This is a genomic window from Chitinophaga oryziterrae, from assembly GCF_009758125.1.
GTDB lineage: Bacteria > Bacteroidota > Bacteroidia > Chitinophagales > Chitinophagaceae > Chitinophaga > Chitinophaga oryziterrae.
On the sequence record NZ_WRXO01000001.1, the window covers coordinates 1,383,772 to 1,401,107 of the forward strand.

Sequence of the window (17,336 nt, forward strand, 5' to 3'; positions counted from 1 at the left end):
TATTTCTTACAGATTTATTGTGGTTATTTAAGGTATATTAAATTTCAAATTAAACGTATATCAATTTTACCTTTATTCTAAATGTAAAATCAATATTCTTGTTGCTGAATACCCATCGACTATATAATAACATGGGAAGTTCTGATTTTGTTCTCGGGAATTTATTTATTTATTAGCGCTATTCAGTCAGATTTAAAGTTCTTTACATACCATAGCTGAAACCTTGTACAGGAGCGTAATAAGGTCTGCAAAAAAAGTATTGGAGGCCTCCAAAAGATTGGTTTCTTTTTGCGGTTTTGAGCCGCTTAATACAAAAGCCAGTACCTGGAGAGGTACTGGCTTTTCTGTATTGGGTTCTGTAGTTATCCTTATTGTTTAATGATCCTTGTCGTATTCGCTTCTTTTCCTCCATTCTTAATCCTTATCATATAAACACCTGCAGGCAATGCAGAAATATCAAGCTGTGTGCTGGTTGCGCTCACTTCACGACGCAATATCACGCGGCCATTCACATCAAACAGGCTCACCTCTGATTTTCCTTTGAAATCTGCAAGGTTAATGTTCACTACATTTTTGGTCGGGTTCGGGAATACAAGTACTTTTTGCACATCGCTGGTACCCGGATCGGTTGTCCTGCTGGCAGTACCTAATTGTACCCGTAATGTATAACAGGTGGTAGCACTATTGGCCCCATTGTAGCCATATACCTGTGCATAATAGGTACCTGCACTAACGGTTCTGCTGATACTTTCACTGGTGGTGCTGCCTGCCTGTGAAATAGCGACCTGTGTACCTGCGCTGTTCAGCAGTTTCAGATCATAATCACCAGGCAGCGTACCCAATGTAATAGTAATAGTACCGCTGGTAGTGATCACAAATTTATAATTATCGACATCCCCACTTGGGCTGATCAGGCCAGTGACATTGGTATTAAATGGAATAGTTGCAGCACCGGAAATTGTTCCATTGGTTGAATTATCCAATGTATTTGAACAACCTGATACGGTCAGGGTAGTGAACTGGGAAGTCACATATGCGGTGGTGCCACTTGAGCAATTTGTACTTACTCTCCATTCATACAATGTGGCTGATGTTAATCCGCTTAAAGTAACAGATGTGGAAGTGGTCCCCGTTGCGGCATTGGTCCATGTAGTAGATGTATCAGCCGTAGATCTGTAATCAACATTATAACTCAGCGCACTGCTTACCGCTGTCCAGCTAACAGTAGCCCCGGTAGATGTCACAGCAGAACTGGTTAAACCAGTAGGCGCACTACAGGTACCTGTAGTAGTAAATTGTGCCGTTGAATAAGCACTGCTGCCGCTGGCGCAATTGGTTCTTATTCTGTAATTATAGGTAATGCCTGTTGTAAGACCAGTTAATCCCACAGAAGTAGCGGTGGTCCCTGTTGCCGCATTGGTCCATGTGGCAGATGAGTCAGGTTGATAATCCACATCATATGATACAGCTCCGCTTACTGCTGTCCATCCTATCGTGGCCGATGTAGTGGTAATAGCAGAAGCCGTTAATCCTGCCGGAGCAGCACACGATGAACCGGACGTGATAGTGAAGTTGGTATTGGAAATATCAAAGAAGATATTTCCTACGGCTTCTATTTTTATTCTTGCAGTTGTAGTGGGTGTATTAGGAATAGTTACCACCTCACTGCCATCATTGGGAGTGCTGGCTACTAATGTGCTGAATGTAGTGCCTCCGTCTGTAGAGATGGATATTTTTACATTCGCACAACTAACAGGTGATGCTGTTGTACTCGCTACATTCCATGTTATAGTTTGCGATGAATTACCGGCCCATGATACAGCCGTATTAGGAGCCGTCACTGCAAAAGGTCCTGATGAACTGGTGACGGTTACTGTCATATCCGCAAAATTGGTCTGCCCGATAGTTACCGGTGCTGTAGAACTATAAGGGGCATTATCCCTTACGGTTAACCGGAAGTGCAACGTTCTTGAAACGGAACTCAGTGCTTCCGTATTAGCTCCCGCATCACCACCAGACAACGGGCCGGACACTAAACCACCTGCAAGGATGGTCGCCATTTTTGGGAAATATCTTATTGGCGACGTGGTAGGTGTAAATGATATCCAGTTGGGGCCAGATGCTTTGGTAGCGCTGGCTACACTACTGGTTCCTGTTTGTGATGATGAAGCATTATCATTTTGTTCCCAGCAATAAGTCAGCACATCACCGGCATTGCCATCAGTAGCTGAACCAGTAAGTGCAAACGGGGTGCTGACAGGAATAGTAAAATTACTGCCGGCATTGGCCACCGGTGTTGCGTTATTGCCGGCTATACTGGTAGTTATCGGGCAAGTCTTGCTTGAAAGATTAGACTGGATTTGTGCAATGGAAGCGGCATGATAAATATCAATAGAATGTGGAGCAAGGTCCTGGCTGGTAATACCGGCATAACCCATAATAGTAATACCTGAACCAGGTTCCACATTAACGCCAGTGCCTTCATTGCTCATGGAGAAAGTGTGATTGGCCCCCAATTGGTGTCCTACTTCATGCACTACATAATCGATATCGAAATTATCTCCCTGTGGAATAGCATCAGCAGGAGAAGTAAAGCCACTTCCTTTTGAATTGTCGACACAAATGCAGCCTATACAACCAGCGTTACCGCCACCGCCGGATGCACCGAAGAGGTGGCCGATATCATAATTCGCAGCACCAATCACGGAGGTCAGTGTACTTTGTAACTCGCTGTTCCATGCTCCGCCAGCACCCGTGCTGGCCGCGGAATATGGATCTGTTGAAGGATTATAATAGAACACATTGGTAGCTGCCGCGATCAGGTTAAGATGGATGGCGAGGTCCTTTTCATAGACACCATTACAACGTGTAAGCGTAGCATTAACAGCCGCCAGCACCAATGAAACCTGTGAAGCGCTTGTGGCCCCAAAATAATTGGAGTATTCGGCAGTAACTGATTGAGCCAGTCGCAATGTTTTCATATCGCCGGTCGACCTGGCAGCAACATTAGGTAACTGGTTACCTATATCAGTTGACAATTTTTGCTCTGGAGTAGAGCACTTCCATGGTAAAGCCTTCAGTCGTTTTTTGAATACAGTGTAAACAGTATGGTCAGCAGAATAAGGTTCAATAAATTCATTTTCCTTTTCTGTACGAAAGACTGTTGTTTGTATTCCCTGTGGAGAAATACTCAACTTTAATGTGGCATATTTATCGGTAATGCCTTTTCCTGAAAACGCCCTTATTTCCGGAAATTGTGCCTGCAATGCAGGCTCGAAATTGGACGCTTCTGTAATTTCGAACTGTTCAATTTGCCCGTCTGCGTTAGGCAAAGAGATGATTGTTGAATGTGCTGACGCATTGCCGACAGTTTTGAATACTTCATTCCGTAAAGGAGTTAAATTCAGATCAAATAATTTGAAGTCGGTCGGAAATGCAAGCCGGGCTACGGCTTTGTCGGTAATAATCCTGGCGGCGTCTGTGTGTGGCCTCCAGTAATCCTGTGCAAACGATAGGGTACTGCACAACAGTGCTGTTGCGAATAGTAAAACTTTTCTCATGTGTCGCTTAGATTTAATGTTGAAAAAGGGTTCTCTCTATAAATCTAGTTTAACTCCCTGCGATCGCAATTGTACTGGTCTGGAATACCACACCAGGAGCTATAAGATATAATGGACAAAAATCCGGCGGGCTTTAGGGGTTGCCGTAAAGGGTAAGGTTACCTGTATGGGTAGTCCCTGGAGCTGATTTCACATCATGAAAGACAGCAGTGGGCGAGCTTAAATTACAGTTTAAGATAAGTACAGTTATAAGGGATTTTTGACAAATTCGCCTTTTTGCGTAGCTATCTGATTGCCCCACCCAATAATTGCATTAAGTACAGGAGTGAAAGACCTGCCAAAATCAGTTAAACTGTAAACGACTTTAAGGGGCGGCTTTTTTCCATAGGCTTGTCTTGAAATCAACTCATCTTCCTCTAATTGTTTTAATTGCAAACTCAATGTCCTTTCAGTAACACCAGGCATTTCCTTTCTAAGCTCACTATACCGCTTATGTGCATCCTTTAAATGGTATAGAATAACCGCTTTCCATTTTCCGCCGACTAAATCCATAGCTACACTCACAGTGCAGGGATATAATTTATTATTGACTTTTATAAAATCACTTTGACATTCTATTCCCATAACATTTATTTGATAAAGCTATCCTAATGGATAGTTATTGTAAATCTATTGAACTGTAAATAGTTTTGCAACTATATTTTTATAGTTACAAAACTCATCTAAATAACAGAGAACATGGTGTTTAATTTAAGGGAACATGAGACAATGACACAAAGAGATAAACCGCTTATTACGGTCGTTGGTGTTTTAGGTAAGCAAGGGCGCAGTGCTGCACGCACCTTATTGCAGAGCGGGCGTTATCGTGTACGCGGTATCACTCGCCGCGTTGACTCACCTGAGGCGCTTAGTTTGGCAGAACAAGGTGCCGAACTTGTGAATATACCTCTTGATCTGGGATATAAAAATGACTTTGTGAAAGCATTCCGTGGTTCGGATGGTGTTTTCATGATGACACCAGGCATTGTCCCACCGGCAACTCATGAGATGGAGTTGGGTAAACAGTTGGCGGATGCGGCGATTGAAGCAGGAGTACGGCATATTATCTTCAGCAGCCTGGAAAATGTAGACAAAATTACGGAAGGAAAAATGTTTGCGCCCCATTTTACAGACAAGGCCAAAATCGAAGAATATATCCGTACGCTGCCAGTCACAAGCTCGTTTATTTACATGGCTTTCTTTTACACTAATCTGATTGAATTTTATCCGCCTGATATGAAAGGCGATACGCTTGTATTTCCGATTTATTTACCCAAAGACTTTCGTGCACCTTTTGTTGATCCTCTTACTGCCACGGGCCCTGCTGTTTTGGAAATTTTTTCGAATCCGGATCTGTATGCAGGTAAGTCCTTGCCCGTAATCGGCGATATTATCTCCCCCCGGGAGATGGTCGATACTTTCATTCAGGTCACAGGGAAGAAGGCTGCATACAGTTCTGCATTCACGCAGGAGAGCTTGCTGCATCATTTTCCGGAATTTAGTTCAAATGAGATTTTAGTACGTGAGATTTTAGGGATGACAGCGTACGCAGTAGAATATGAATATTTCAGAAAGGACCGCGACCTGCTGTGGAGCCGGCAAATAAACCCGAACACCCTCAGTTGGGAACAATTTCTGCGCACCACTGGCTGGAAAGGGCAAAAACTTTCGTATTGATTGCTTTCGCTTTCCGATGGATTCATTCACAGACCTCTCAGGGTAAATATATCCGCTTTCGGTTCACGTAGCCTATACATTTATCACCCTCTTCTAACTAAACATTATTTTTTGCGATGGACCTTTCCTTCAAGATATGGATTAAAGACCACGGGATTACCGGGTGGAGCGATCTCAAATTTGAGCGTTAATGTCGCTGCATCGAGCTGAGTATAAGATAGCCGGAAAGCAGGCCCCCCTTCTGTTGCAGTACTGGTAAATACAATAGTCTTTTGATCGTCAGAAAATGTGATGGTGTAATGGATAGTATGATCTTCATTGTCCATGTAAATAGCTTTTGATAATTCCCCGGGTCTGTCCGCATAAATTATCATCAGATCGTCGTGGGTAAAGGCAGCCTTTTTTGGGGTGGCAGGATATTCCGTATGATTCTTTCTTACTAATATTCTGGCATCCAAATCCGGCCTGATACTGAAATAGCCGGTGCCTTGTCCGGGCTGACCATTACCTTCGCCGACCCAATCACCGATAAGAAAAGCATATTTTTCCCAGGGAGCACTTTTTACAGTGGATTGCTGTGCTTGCAGGGCTCCGGAAATACACAGGCCAATACCAATTAAAGCGGGCTTTAAAACAGACATTTTCATAGCTTGTTTATTTTAGATTACTTTTTATTACGGATAAATATTCCAATGATAAGAGAACTGATGCTACCTGCCACGATTTGACCTGCCAGGGCCATGATTACCTGCGTTGAGGTGGCGAACTCCTGTTTTACCTTTTCGAGTTGCCGCCTGATTGTTTCCGGGTTATCGTGGGCCGCTATATGAATGCGATCTTTAAGGTAGCCGCGTATTTTTTCATATATGTTGTAAGTTTACAACTGGAAATTACAATTTTATGGATAATCAGGAGCATTGGGACAAAGTATTTGTTCATAAAAAGGATAGCGAGAAAAGCTGGTTTCAGCCATATCCCGCAACTTCTATTGCATTTATAGATGAACTCAACCTTCCCCCAAATGCTGCCATTATAGATGTAGGTGGTGGCGACAGTCGTTTGGTAGATGTACTGCTTGAAAAAGGGTATGCTGATATTACCGTACTGGACATATCTGCTGCTGCTATTAATATTGCCAGGGAACGGCTGGGAGACAAGGCTGAACGGGTACATTGGATAACAGGTGACATATTGAAATTCATACCTTCCAGGCATTACGACTGCTGGCACGACCGGGCAGTTTTTCATTTTGTAACACAGCCCGACAATATCCGTCATTATATTCAACTGATGGAAAATACCATCAAGCCACATGGCGCATTGATTATAGGTACATTTGCCGGGGACGGGCCGGAAAAATGCAGTGGCCTGCCGGTAAACCGTTATTCACAATCGAAACTGGTGAATATATTACAGCCCTCTTTTGAAAAAATAAGGTGTATGGATGAAAAGCATCAGACACCGTTTAACACGACGCAATCATTTACTTTTTGTAGTTTCAGAAGAGTATGATTTTTATTGACGAACCGGCAATTGATAAGTTAATTAACCTTTGACATTTTATCATTTAATCCCAAATTCCATTGGCTTCGGTCAGGATGATCGGCAAGCCATCTGTTACAACAATGGTATGCTCGTGTTGTACTGAAAACCCACCTTTGTCTCCCACAAGCGTAAATCCGTCACTTAATTCTACAGACCAGGTTGAGGCTGTGCTGATGAATGTTTCAATTGCCACAACACTGTGTTTTCTGAACCGCCTTTGATCAAGCCTGTCTTTGTAATTCAAAATACAGTCCGGTTGTTCATGGAGTCCCCTTCCAATACCATGTCCACCTAAATTTTTTATCACTTTGTAACCGGCCTTCCTGACTTCTTTTTCAATCAGTCCGCCAATTTCATTGATTTTTACGCCGCCCTTAATGCTATTGATTGCCTTTTTAAGGATAGCCCGCGAAGTATCTACCAGATGCTTTTTTTCATGAAGGTCCTGTCCAACAATAAAAGAACCGCCGTTATCTGACCAATAACCATCCAGTTCAGCAGAGACATCAATGTTTATAACATCGCCGTCCTGTATGATCCGGTCATTTGAAGGTATTCCGTGACATACCTCATTATTTAAGCTAATACAGGTAAATCCCGGAAAATTGTACGTAAGAAGCGGAGCAGACCGTGCACCGAAAGTGCTCAATAACCGGCCTCCATAATTATCTAATTGTTTTGTACTCATTCCTGGCCGGGCATATGCCCGCATTTCCTTTAAGGTCACAGCGACTGCTTCGCTAATGGCCCGCATTCCCTGAAGTTCTTTTTCGTTATTTATCGTCATGTCTATTTTACTTCAAAAGTATCGCCCCCGGGCCATCCCTGATAGTATAAATTAGACATCTGTTCTCTGATCAGCAAATCCGTATATTCGCATCATGCCTATCAATTTTTTTAGACATATCTGCACTCCTGATGATGCGTTTATTACCAGGATAAGTCCGCCGGAAAGCTTAAGAGATTTCGTTGAAGGGTTTTATTTATTTAAAACGCAGGATTTGCATGGAAGACAACTCTTTTTTAATGATGGTTATCCCGTAATAACCTTGATGCAACATCGTGGAAGTAAGATTCTGATCAATTTAAACGGCGATATCATAAATATTGGCAATGCCTGGGTTTGCGGCGGTCTTCTGAAAAACATCTATTGTGAATCCTCTATCAATACTGAAGAGTTTTTTGTTATTCGCTTTAACCCCATTACTTTTTTTAAGTTGTTCAATATTCGTGAAAATGTCTTTGAGCATAAGCCGGTTTTTGATCTCGTGGAAATTATCACGGACGATTTTAGCGTTTTCAATAATGACTTTTACAGCAATACCTCTGTTGAGCATAAAGTTGAAGCAGCAACTGGCTTTTTATCCCAAAGGATATGCGCAACTGCATTTCCAGATCTGTTAAAAGACTTAATTAATCATATTGAGCAGGGGCGGAGCCTCACCGTCAGGGAGCTCTCAAAAGCATGCGGTGTACGCTTAAACTACAAATGGTTGGAAAGGAACTTCAAAAAGTACATCGGTGTATCCCCGAAAGACTATTTATTGCTTAGACGCTTTTTGAATGCTTATCGCAGTTTGGATTCATTATCTTCCAAAACCCTGTTGCAAACAGCTTTGGAACATGGTTATTATGATGATAACCATCTGATCAAAGACTTCCGGAGTTTTTCAGGCCAGTCCCCCAAAGCTTTCTTTCAAAACATCAGTCGTACCTGATATATTGTTAGCATGCGCGTTTGTTACCGAAGGTCTGTTATTAAAGTGTCTTAAACACTCAACATTACTTCTGAACTTCTTTTATTTCTATACTCCTGTGGAGAAACTCCCATTGTCTTTTTAAATATCCGTGAAAAGTAATGCTGGTCAGACATACCTACTTCCAGGGCAATTTCCTTGATCCGCTGTTTTGTAAACAGGAGGTACTGACAGGCTTGCTGCATTTTCAGGTGATTATAATACTCGATAGGAGAGAACCCCGTTTTTTTCCGGAATAACAGGGAGAAATGAGAAGGCGAAAACCGGACATGCTGCGCAATCTTCTCCAGTGTAAGATTTTGATCTACATTCTTCTGCATATAGTCGATAGCACTATCTATGGTGTCTGTTTCAGTATTATTCATCCGGGATTTGTTTTTCTCCTGGTAAATAAAAGTAGACAGATAATGCCAGAGATACATATTACTGTACATCAGGTGTTCCATGCTGTAACCCCGTTCCAGCGGAGTATATATCTCGTTGAATAACCGGATTGTTTTTTCACTGTCCGGTATGAACCCACTGTAACTATTTAAATATTGATGTATTTGTTTTACCCAGTCACCGGCAGATTCACCCTTGAAATGAATCCAGAAGATTGTCCAGGGATTATTTGCATTGGCTGCATAGGTATGTCTTGTTAAAGCAGGTATAAGATAAAAATCACCAGGTGATATCTTATATTCCTGTTTATCTATGATCACACGTCCTTCTCCTTCATGACAATAAATAAGAATATGCTGATCGGTGCCATGCAAACGTTCTCTGTAATGGTAGCGGGCTTTCGGGTAATAACCCATATCAGTGATGTATAGTTTTCCGATCAGTGGATGGGTACTGCATTTATTGTTTAATACAGATCTTGGAATGATAACGGCCTTCTGTCCCTGGAAGCCGTCCTTTTTTCGCTGCCCCTTTACCATGTTAGTTTTTTGATAAAAAAGTAAGAATGTCCACAAGAATAATCATATAGTGGCTCCTTGTTAAAGGTAAAAAAAGTTTTTTTGTAAAGAAGTATTGATTCTTTGCTTTTAAATAAGAATAAATCAACTATATTATTACCACATAAATGAATACACACGTTAGGAAACATGTCTGAAATTACTAAACACATTAAACTGGTATTGTTGGTAGCAATGATGGCTATTCATGTTGCAGTGCCGGCACAAAACAGGATCTCGCTGGCCGGGAAATGGCAATTCCGGATAGATAGAGACGATCAGGGTATTAAACAGCAATGGTACGTCCGGCAATTGAAAGATCCCGTGAAATTACCCGGTGCTATGCAATCTCAGGGGTATGGGGATGAACCTTCTGTCAACACAAAATGGATCGGTGAAAGATATGAATCTTTTCTGACGGAGGAGAAATATGCACCTTACCGCAAAGATGACAACTTCAAATTCCCCTTCTGGCTAACGCCCAAAAAATATTATACGGGTGCTGCATGGTACCAGCGGGTTATTAATATCCCACCGCAATGGGCCGGTAAACATATCAGTCTTACACTGGAACGTTGTCATTGGGGAACCACCGTTTATACGGACAACCAGCTCATCGGAGCAGACAGTAGTCTGGCCACCCCGCATGTATATGACCTGAGCCATCTCAGCCCGGGTAAACATACACTCAGTATCCGTGTAGATAACCGTTACCTCTCAGAAGTAGGTATCAACGCTCACAGTGCCAGTGATCAGACACAGGGTACCTGGAATGGCATTGCAGGAGACATTGTACTGGAAGCAGGCAGCCCGGTTTTCGTAAAGCAGGTGCAGGTTTATCCTGATATCCTCAACAGGAACGTTCAGCTTAAAATAATCCTCGGTCATACCGGTAATGCAATTTCAGCAGGCAGTCTTTCTATATCCGTAGATCAGTTACCTGCATTAAAGAAGTCCTTCAGCAACAATGACAGCACGTTATCATTTACCTATCCAATGGGGGACCGTCCTGTATTATGGGATGAATTTAACCATACACTATATCAACTCAGGGTCCAACTGCAAACAGCGGATAAGAAAAACACTGATAACAAAGAGATTAGTTTTGGAATGCGTAGTGTAGGTACTGCCAACTCAAAAATAACGGTCAACAATCATCCTGTATTCCTGAGGGGAACGTTGGAATGCGCCATCTTCCCGTTAACTGGTTATCCACCCACAGACACGGCTGCATGGGCCCGGATTTTCCGCATTATAAAGGCGCATGGTCTCAATCATATGCGTTTTCATTCATGGTGTCCGCCGGAAGCAGCCTTTACGGCTGCGGACCATGCCGGTGTATATCTTTCTGTTGAAGTGGATTGCTGGGCAAGGGTAGGAGATGGATTATCTGTGGATAATTTCCTGTATGAAGAAAGCAACCGGATCATTGCTGCCTATGGTAATCATCCTTCTTTTCTGATGATGGTGCCCACTAATGAACCGGCGGGAGGTAAAAACCGTGACCCGTACCTGGCGGCATTCGTAAAATACTGGAAAGACAAAGATAAACGACGTCTTTATAGTGCTGGTTCAGGATGGCCGGCTATTGCAGAAAATGATTATCATGTAATGCCAGAACCGCGTATTCAAGCCTGGGGGGAAGGAATTAAAAGCGTCATTAATGCCCAGGCTCCCAATTCACAGTTTAACTTTAAAGAAAAGATCAAAGACAATAAACCGGTTGTAGCACATGAAATAGGGCAGTGGTGTGTATATCCTGATTTCACAGAACGAAAGAAATATACCGGCTTGTTACAGGCGCGCAACTTCGATATTTTCTACGACTTCATGAAGAGAGAACACCTGCAGTCGCAGGCACATGATTTTCTCATGGCTTCCGGAAAGTTACAGGCATTGTGTTACAAAGCAGATATAGAAGCCGGTATGCGTACGGACTATGCAGGTTACCAGTTACTGGACCTGCACGATTTTCCTGGTCAGGGTACTGCATTGGTAGGGATTCTGGACCCTTTCTGGAACAGCAAACCTTATTTCACGCCCGCAGCCTTCCACCGTTTCTCTTCTGCAACAGTGCCACTTGCAGTGATCAGTAAGTTTACATGGAAGAATGCTGAAGTATTTACGGCTGCTGTACAGATTGCCCATTTCGGAAAAGAGCAATTGCGGAAAGTACCCGTAAAATGGAAGATCACCGGCAAAAATAAACGGGTAATAGCGAATGGGACTTTATATGCGGACCTCGACCTGAAGAATGATAACCAGGCAGGTAATATCTCCTGTAAACTTTCCGGTATCAGCAAAGCAGAAAAGCTCAACCTGGAGATCATATTGGATGGATTAGGAGCAAATGACTGGGACTTCTGGGTATATCCCGATACGTTAAATGTGCAACCTGGTGCTGATATCACGGTCACGGACGCACTCACACCTGCAATATCTGCAAAGCTGGAAGCCGGGGCTACTATATTATTGCTTTTAAGCAATAAAATCACTGAAAAGAAAGGGGCTTCTATTAAAACAGGGATGTCTACGATCTTCTGGAATACGGCATGGACTGAGGGGCAACCCCCTCATACATTGGGTATTCTATGTGATCCTGCATCACCTCTTTTTAATGATTTTCCAACGGAATACTATTCTAACTGGCAGTGGTGGGATATCATTCATACTGCTCAGCCGATGCACCTGGATAATTTTCCTGCTGAATTAAAACCATCTGTACAATTGATAGATACCTGGTATGAAGCGAGGAAGCTGGGTATATTGTTCGAAGCGAAGGTAGGAAAGGGGAAGATAGTGGTGACTTCCATTGACCTGCAACATGATCTGGATACAAGGTTAGCTGCGAGGCAGCTTTATCATAGTTTGCTGTCATACATGCATACAAAAGCATTTGATCCTTTAGTCGCAGTAAGACCGGAACAAATACAAGAACTATACAAATAAATAAAAGAGGGTGTATCGTACTTTGATACACCCTCTTCTTTTATTTGTGGATTAAAGACTGCAGGCTCTTATAGAAATCCGGTCAATTACTTCCAGTATGAATTTTGTTCTGCTTTGGAATTAGAATTAATCTCATCCTGTGGTATCGGGAAATAATCATGTTTTTTAACCACATAAAACTGTTTACCTACCTTATCGCTGTTAGTCAGTTCCTGTTGCAATAACCCCCATCTTTTCAGGTCATAAAAACGCTGACCTTCGCGTGCAAATTCAAGCATCCGCTGGTGTCTGATCTCTGCCATCATCTGGGTTTCACCCAGACCGGCAGTTAATGCAGGTAACTTGGCCCTGTTGCGGACCAGAGTGATATATGGATAGGCGTCCACCGGCCTGCTTTGCATTGTTACAGCCTCGGAAAGTAACAATAATACATCCGCATACCGGAGTGCTTTTTCATTAATGTTGGAAGTATAACTACCGCCATTGCTACCGGTAAGCTCATTATCCTTTGTATAGTTTTGGTATTTCTTATACATGGATTTATAACCGAACTGTAAGCTGAATGCGCTGAATGGTTTATTATAAAATGTAGCCCCGGGATAATCCCACATCAGCGTCGCATACATTCTCGGGTCAAGTTCATCGGTAGTTGTTTTTTCAATTTGAAATTCATTGAACAACTTATCAGTAGGACTCACTTCGAACCAACCGGAAACTTCCGAAGGGGCAAACTCCTGTGCGGTAGTAACGCCGATCGATTCATTGGCATTTTCCCCTGCCCAGGGATTCGTACCGCCTACATCAGCAAGCTGGATCTCAAAAAGAGACTCTATATTATTATCATTTGCAGCAGTAAAATTATCACCGTAATTGGTCATTAGCTGATAAGTGAAAGGAGCAACAGTTAACTGTTTTAAGGTAGTCTCTGCATTAGGCCAGTCTTTAAGATAAACGTAGGACTTACCAAGAAAACCAAGTGCGGAACCTTTGGTGGCCCTGCCCAGATCTGCCGCGGAATAGGAGAGAGGCAGGTCTGCAGCAGCTTCGGTGAAATCTTTTATTGCCTGTGCCCAGATATCGGATTCTGCAGAGACAGGAATAAAATAATCAGCAGTTGAAACAGGGACGGTGGTTCTTAAAGGAACAGCTCCAAAATTTACCGCTAGAATATAGTAGTGCAACCCCCTCAGGAATTTCGCTTCTGCAATGTATTGTTTCTTTTTAGTATCATCTAAACCGCTGACTTTATCAATATTCTCCAGGATCTGGTTAGCCCGGAAAATGGCACGGTAAGAAATATTAAACACGTTGTTGGCAGCGGCATTATCCGGAGTGTTGGTAAAGGTGGAAAGCTGGTACAAATAACTCACATCATTTCTGATGAAGAAATCATCTCCTCTTCCATTGGAAAGTTCAACACCTCTTACTCCCCAGTAACCACCATCTACATTCTTGAATAGTCCGTAGGTTGCTGCGAAGGCGCTTTGTACATCCGCTTCATTTTTCCAGAACGTTTCGGTAGTGATCTTATTAGGGTTGGTGAGTTCCAGGTTTTTGCTGGAACAGCCTGCCATAACAACCGTTGTTGCTATTGCAAAAAATATTTTATTCATGATGAATGATTTAATTATAATGATAACTGAATACCGAGTGATATTACGCGGGCAAGAGGATAGGCCACATGGCCAAAGTCAACACCTCTGTCCAGAATACTGCCTGATCTGCCAATATCCGGATTGTAGCCGCTGTAATTCGTTATGGTAAATAAATTATCCGCGCTGATATAAGCGCGCATGGAAGTGATCTTGAATTTATTGTTCAGACTTTCCGGGATAGTATAACCTATCTGTAATGTTTTGAGACGGAAATAAGAACCACTTTCAAGGAAGCGGGAAGAGCTCTGTGTATTAAAGTTCGGATCATTGATAACGGCTCTCGGAATGTTGGAATGATTGGTAGGTGTCCATGCATTCAAGGTAGCGCGGGAATAATTAAACTCCAGGTTCATACCTTCAAGGTCCTGTCTTAAACCATTGTATATTTTATTGCCGGAAGTACCCTGCATAAATATGTTCAGGTCAAAATTAAAGGCGGATAGATTCGCGCCAAGTCCGTACTCAAACTTAGGAAAAGGACTACCGCAATTCACCCTGTCAGAATTACTGATGCTACCGTCGCCGTTCGCGTCAAGGAACTTAATGTCTCCGGCAGAAGCATTCGGCTGGATCACCTTCCCGTTTTTATCCTTGTAGGCATTTACCTCATCCTGTGATTGGAAGATTCCCTCTGCTTTGATCAGGTAAAAAGCACTCACCTGGCCACCGGCTTCAGTAAGTGTGGTAGACGCACCGTGGTGGGTAGGCTGTCCGCCAAATATCTGCTGGGAACCTGTACCCAGTTCAATCACTTTATTCTTTATAGAGGAGAATGTTCCATATACGGAGTAATTCAGTACCCCTACCTTACTGCCATAATTAATTCCCAGTTCAAACCCTTTGTTTTGCAGGATACCTGCATTCACGGTAGGGTTTGCAGAAGAACCGGCAGAACCGGGAATAGGTACTTCTAACAGTACATCAGTGGTTCTTTTTGTAAAGTAATCAGCGCTCATATTCAGTTTGCCGTTCAGGAAACCAGCATCGATACCGGCGTTGATTGTTTCTGTATTTTCCCATTTGATATTGGGAGAGGCAAAAGCCGTCTGGATTGCACCAAACCATTTCTGCTGAGCTGAGCCTATTACATAATTGATGTTGGAAGCGATGGCGGCACTATACTGATAATCCCCGATTTCCTGGTTGCCCAGTATACCATAACTACCTCTTATTTTCAAAGAAGATAATACATTGGGATCTGCATGAAAGAACTTTTCATTGGAAAGGTTCCACCCTACAGCAACAGAGGGGAAGTTCCCGTACCTGTTGGCTTTGCCAAAACGGGAAGAACCATCTCTTCTGAAACTGGCAGTGAGCAGATACCGGTTATCATAAGAATAGATCACGCGTCCGAGTTGGGATAAAAGCACACTTTCTGTACTGTTGCCACCTACTGTAGCAGCACCGGATGCAGCATCGAGTTCTTTTATTCCGTCGGGGAGATTTGTTTTACTGGCTAGCCAGTAATTATATTTCAGTCGCTGGTAAGCATATCCTGCCAGTACCTGGAGACTATGTTTTCCGAAATCTTTATTATAATTCAGTGTATTTTCCAGCAATACCAGGTTGGTGCGCTCCTTGGTCTGACTGAGGTCATTGGTGGAATGTGCGAACAGGCCACCTACCACATAACGGCGCTGGTAATCGTCTGTATTACCGAAAGAGTTGGTGTATCCAACATTGAACTTATACTTTAAATTTGGCAAAATGGAAACTTCCGCAAAGGCATTTGCGAGAATAGAAGTCAATTCGTAACTGATATCTTCAAGATGTAACTGTGCCACAGGATTGGCCACATTCACAACTGGTCCTGATGCACCGGAATAACCACCCACCGCACTGGAGTCGTAGATGTTAAACACCGGAATCATTTTTGCGGCAGAACCAACAGGATTACCTCCCTGTCCGCCCCAGCCTCCCGGCATGCGGATCCATCTTTCTCTTGTCATCAGCACTGTTTCACCGATCTTCAGACGGCCTTTGGTGGCTTCTGACTTAACGCGAACGCCATAACGTTTGTAGCCTGTTACGTCCACAATACCATCCTGGTCAGTGTATTGTCCGGACATGCTGTATTTTGCGGTCTCACCGCCACCACTTACACCCAGGTAATACTGTTGTATAGGTGCCGTTCTGTAAATAGCATCCTGCCAGTCGGTCCCTTTACCGAGTTGTGACGGATTTGCGGCAATGGCCAGTCTTGGCAGACCGGCTGCATCATGTGCGGCATTACTCACTGTAGCCCATTCAGATGCATTTAGTACATCATACTTTTTGAGGATCTTCTGGAAACCTAAATTGGCATTGAACTGGATAACGGCCTTGCCGGGTTTACCGGATTTGGTGGTCACCAGAACAACTCCATTTGCAGCTCTTGATCCATAGATAGCGGCAGCAGACGCATCTTTCAATACATCCATTGATTCAATATCTCCGGGAGCAACATTATTGATGTTGGCAACCTGTACACCATCTACAATATAGAGGGGATCAGCATTATTGAATGTTCCTACTCCCCTTATCAGGATGCGGGTACCGGAACCGGGATCCCCTCCGGCAGATTCTACTGTTACACCAGGTAATTTACCCTGCAATGCACGGCCCACATTACTAACACCTTCTGTCTTAATATCTGCGCCTTTTAAAGATGCAATGGCCCCGGTAAGATCCTTTCGTTTTACCGTACCATATCCGATTACAACTACCTCATTTAAACCGGAAACACTGCGTTTAAGGGTTATGTTGTAGGAAGAAGCATCTTCCACCTTAATCTCAAGCCTGTCATACTCCATGGAGGAAATAACAAGTGTACTGCCTTTGGCCGCATCAATCGTAAATACTCCTTTATCATCAGTCATGGCTCCTTTTGCGGTGCCTTTGACCTGAACAGAAGCCCCGAACACAGGTTCCTTATTATCAACATCCGTTATTTTACCGGATATCTTTTTCTGTGCATCTGCCATCAGGAATGAAAATAGAAATAATAGCAGCATGGTCGGTTTACACCATGCTCGAGGTGAGAAGCTCACACCGTGGAAATTTGTCATACAGAAATTGGGTTTAAGATTTTGGCGATAGTTTACATAACGTATGGTAAAGTTAGTTTTAATAAGAATAGCTAGATAGGGTTTTTTCATTTTTTATGTGGATAATCTTATTAATTAAGTTCATATTTTGCCGGCGGATTAAAGATAATGTCCCAATGACACTATT

Annotated in this window: 11 protein-coding genes; 4 read left to right on the top strand and 7 right to left on the bottom strand. The window is 43.0% G+C overall.

Features of this window, described 5'->3' with window-relative positions:
- Positions 1 to 368: 368 nt before the first annotated feature.
- Together GO495_RS05690 and GO495_RS05695 are read right to left on the bottom strand one after the other, a co-directional pair.
- Positions 369 to 3,560, bottom strand: coding sequence for a reprolysin-like metallopeptidase (locus GO495_RS05690; protein ID WP_157298699.1), 3,192 nt, complete (start codon positions 3,558 to 3,560; stop codon positions 369 to 371).
- 246 nt (positions 3,561 to 3,806) lie between these two features.
- A complete protein-coding gene (locus GO495_RS05695; protein ID WP_157298700.1) occupies positions 3,807 to 4,184 on the bottom strand; it encodes a winged helix-turn-helix transcriptional regulator in 378 nt (125 codons plus the stop codon).
- Positions 4,185 to 4,298: 114 nt separating this feature from the next.
- Between GO495_RS05695 and GO495_RS05700 the strand changes: the two genes are divergently transcribed.
- Entirely contained in the window at positions 4,299 to 5,276 is a 978-nt protein-coding gene (locus GO495_RS05700) for an NmrA/HSCARG family protein (RefSeq protein WP_240915155.1), read from the top strand.
- A 104-nt stretch (positions 5,277 to 5,380) separates the two neighbouring features.
- On the opposite strand, the gene GO495_RS05705 is transcribed toward GO495_RS05700, so the two are convergent.
- Positions 5,381 to 5,923 (bottom strand): hypothetical protein, encoded by a 543-nt coding sequence (locus GO495_RS05705; protein WP_157298701.1) that lies wholly within the window; start codon positions 5,921 to 5,923, stop codon positions 5,381 to 5,383.
- A 253-nt stretch (positions 5,924 to 6,176) separates the two neighbouring features.
- On the opposite strand from GO495_RS05705, the gene GO495_RS05710 reads away from it, so the two are divergent.
- Complete coding sequence (locus GO495_RS05710) at positions 6,177 to 6,788, top strand: class I SAM-dependent methyltransferase (RefSeq protein ID WP_157298702.1); 612 nt, start codon at positions 6,177 to 6,179, stop codon at positions 6,786 to 6,788.
- 55 nt (positions 6,789 to 6,843) lie between these two features.
- Here the strand turns inward: GO495_RS05710 and map are convergent, their stop codons facing one another.
- Entirely contained in the window at positions 6,844 to 7,608 is a 765-nt protein-coding gene (gene map, locus GO495_RS05715) for a type I methionyl aminopeptidase (protein ID WP_157298703.1), read from the bottom strand.
- 94 nt (positions 7,609 to 7,702) lie between these two features.
- Between map and GO495_RS05720 the strand changes: the two genes are divergently transcribed.
- Entirely contained in the window at positions 7,703 to 8,539 is an 837-nt protein-coding gene (locus GO495_RS05720; RefSeq protein ID WP_157298704.1) for a helix-turn-helix domain-containing protein, read from the top strand.
- 50 nt (positions 8,540 to 8,589) lie between these two features.
- On the opposite strand, the gene GO495_RS05725 is transcribed toward GO495_RS05720, so the two are convergent.
- Positions 8,590 to 9,501: an AraC family transcriptional regulator gene (locus tag GO495_RS05725; RefSeq protein ID WP_157298705.1), complete on the bottom strand. Its 912-nt coding sequence runs from the start codon at positions 9,499 to 9,501 to the stop codon at positions 8,590 to 8,592.
- Positions 9,502 to 9,669: 168 nt separating this feature from the next.
- Between GO495_RS05725 and GO495_RS05730 the strand changes: the two genes are divergently transcribed.
- Positions 9,670 to 12,468, top strand: coding sequence for a glycoside hydrolase family 2 protein (locus GO495_RS05730; RefSeq protein ID WP_157298706.1), 2,799 nt, complete (start codon positions 9,670 to 9,672; stop codon positions 12,466 to 12,468).
- An 86-nt stretch (positions 12,469 to 12,554) separates the two neighbouring features.
- Here GO495_RS05730 and GO495_RS05735 read toward each other — a convergent pair whose 3' ends face one another.
- Positions 12,555 to 14,081: a RagB/SusD family nutrient uptake outer membrane protein gene (locus GO495_RS05735; RefSeq protein ID WP_157298707.1), complete on the bottom strand. Its 1,527-nt coding sequence runs from the start codon at positions 14,079 to 14,081 to the stop codon at positions 12,555 to 12,557.
- 14 nt (positions 14,082 to 14,095) lie between these two features.
- Positions 14,096 to 17,170, bottom strand: coding sequence for a SusC/RagA family TonB-linked outer membrane protein (locus GO495_RS05740; protein WP_157298708.1), 3,075 nt, complete (start codon positions 17,168 to 17,170; stop codon positions 14,096 to 14,098).
- Between the last annotated feature and the right edge of the window lie 166 nt (positions 17,171 to 17,336).

Coding starts and splice junctions, on each gene's coding strand:
- GO495_RS05690 (WP_157298699.1), bottom strand. CDS start 3,560: ATGAGAAAAGTTTTACTATTCGCAACAGCACTGTTGTGCAGTACCCTA.
- GO495_RS05695 (WP_157298700.1), bottom strand. CDS start 4,184: ATGGGAATAGAATGTCAAAGTGATTTTATAAAAGTCAATAATAAATTA.
- GO495_RS05700 (WP_240915155.1), top strand. CDS start 4,299: ATGGTGTTTAATTTAAGGGAACATGAGACAATGACACAAAGAGATAAA.
- GO495_RS05705 (WP_157298701.1), bottom strand. CDS start 5,923: ATGAAAATGTCTGTTTTAAAGCCCGCTTTAATTGGTATTGGCCTGTGT.
- GO495_RS05710 (WP_157298702.1), top strand. CDS start 6,177: ATGGATAATCAGGAGCATTGGGACAAAGTATTTGTTCATAAAAAGGAT.
- map (WP_157298703.1), bottom strand. CDS start 7,608: ATGACGATAAATAACGAAAAAGAACTTCAGGGAATGCGGGCCATTAGC.
- GO495_RS05720 (WP_157298704.1), top strand. CDS start 7,703: ATGCCTATCAATTTTTTTAGACATATCTGCACTCCTGATGATGCGTTT.
- GO495_RS05725 (WP_157298705.1), bottom strand. CDS start 9,501: ATGGTAAAGGGGCAGCGAAAAAAGGACGGCTTCCAGGGACAGAAGGCC.
- GO495_RS05730 (WP_157298706.1), top strand. CDS start 9,670: ATGTCTGAAATTACTAAACACATTAAACTGGTATTGTTGGTAGCAATG.
- GO495_RS05735 (WP_157298707.1), bottom strand. CDS start 14,081: ATGAATAAAATATTTTTTGCAATAGCAACAACGGTTGTTATGGCAGGC.
- GO495_RS05740 (WP_157298708.1), bottom strand. CDS start 17,170: ATGACAAATTTCCACGGTGTGAGCTTCTCACCTCGAGCATGGTGTAAA.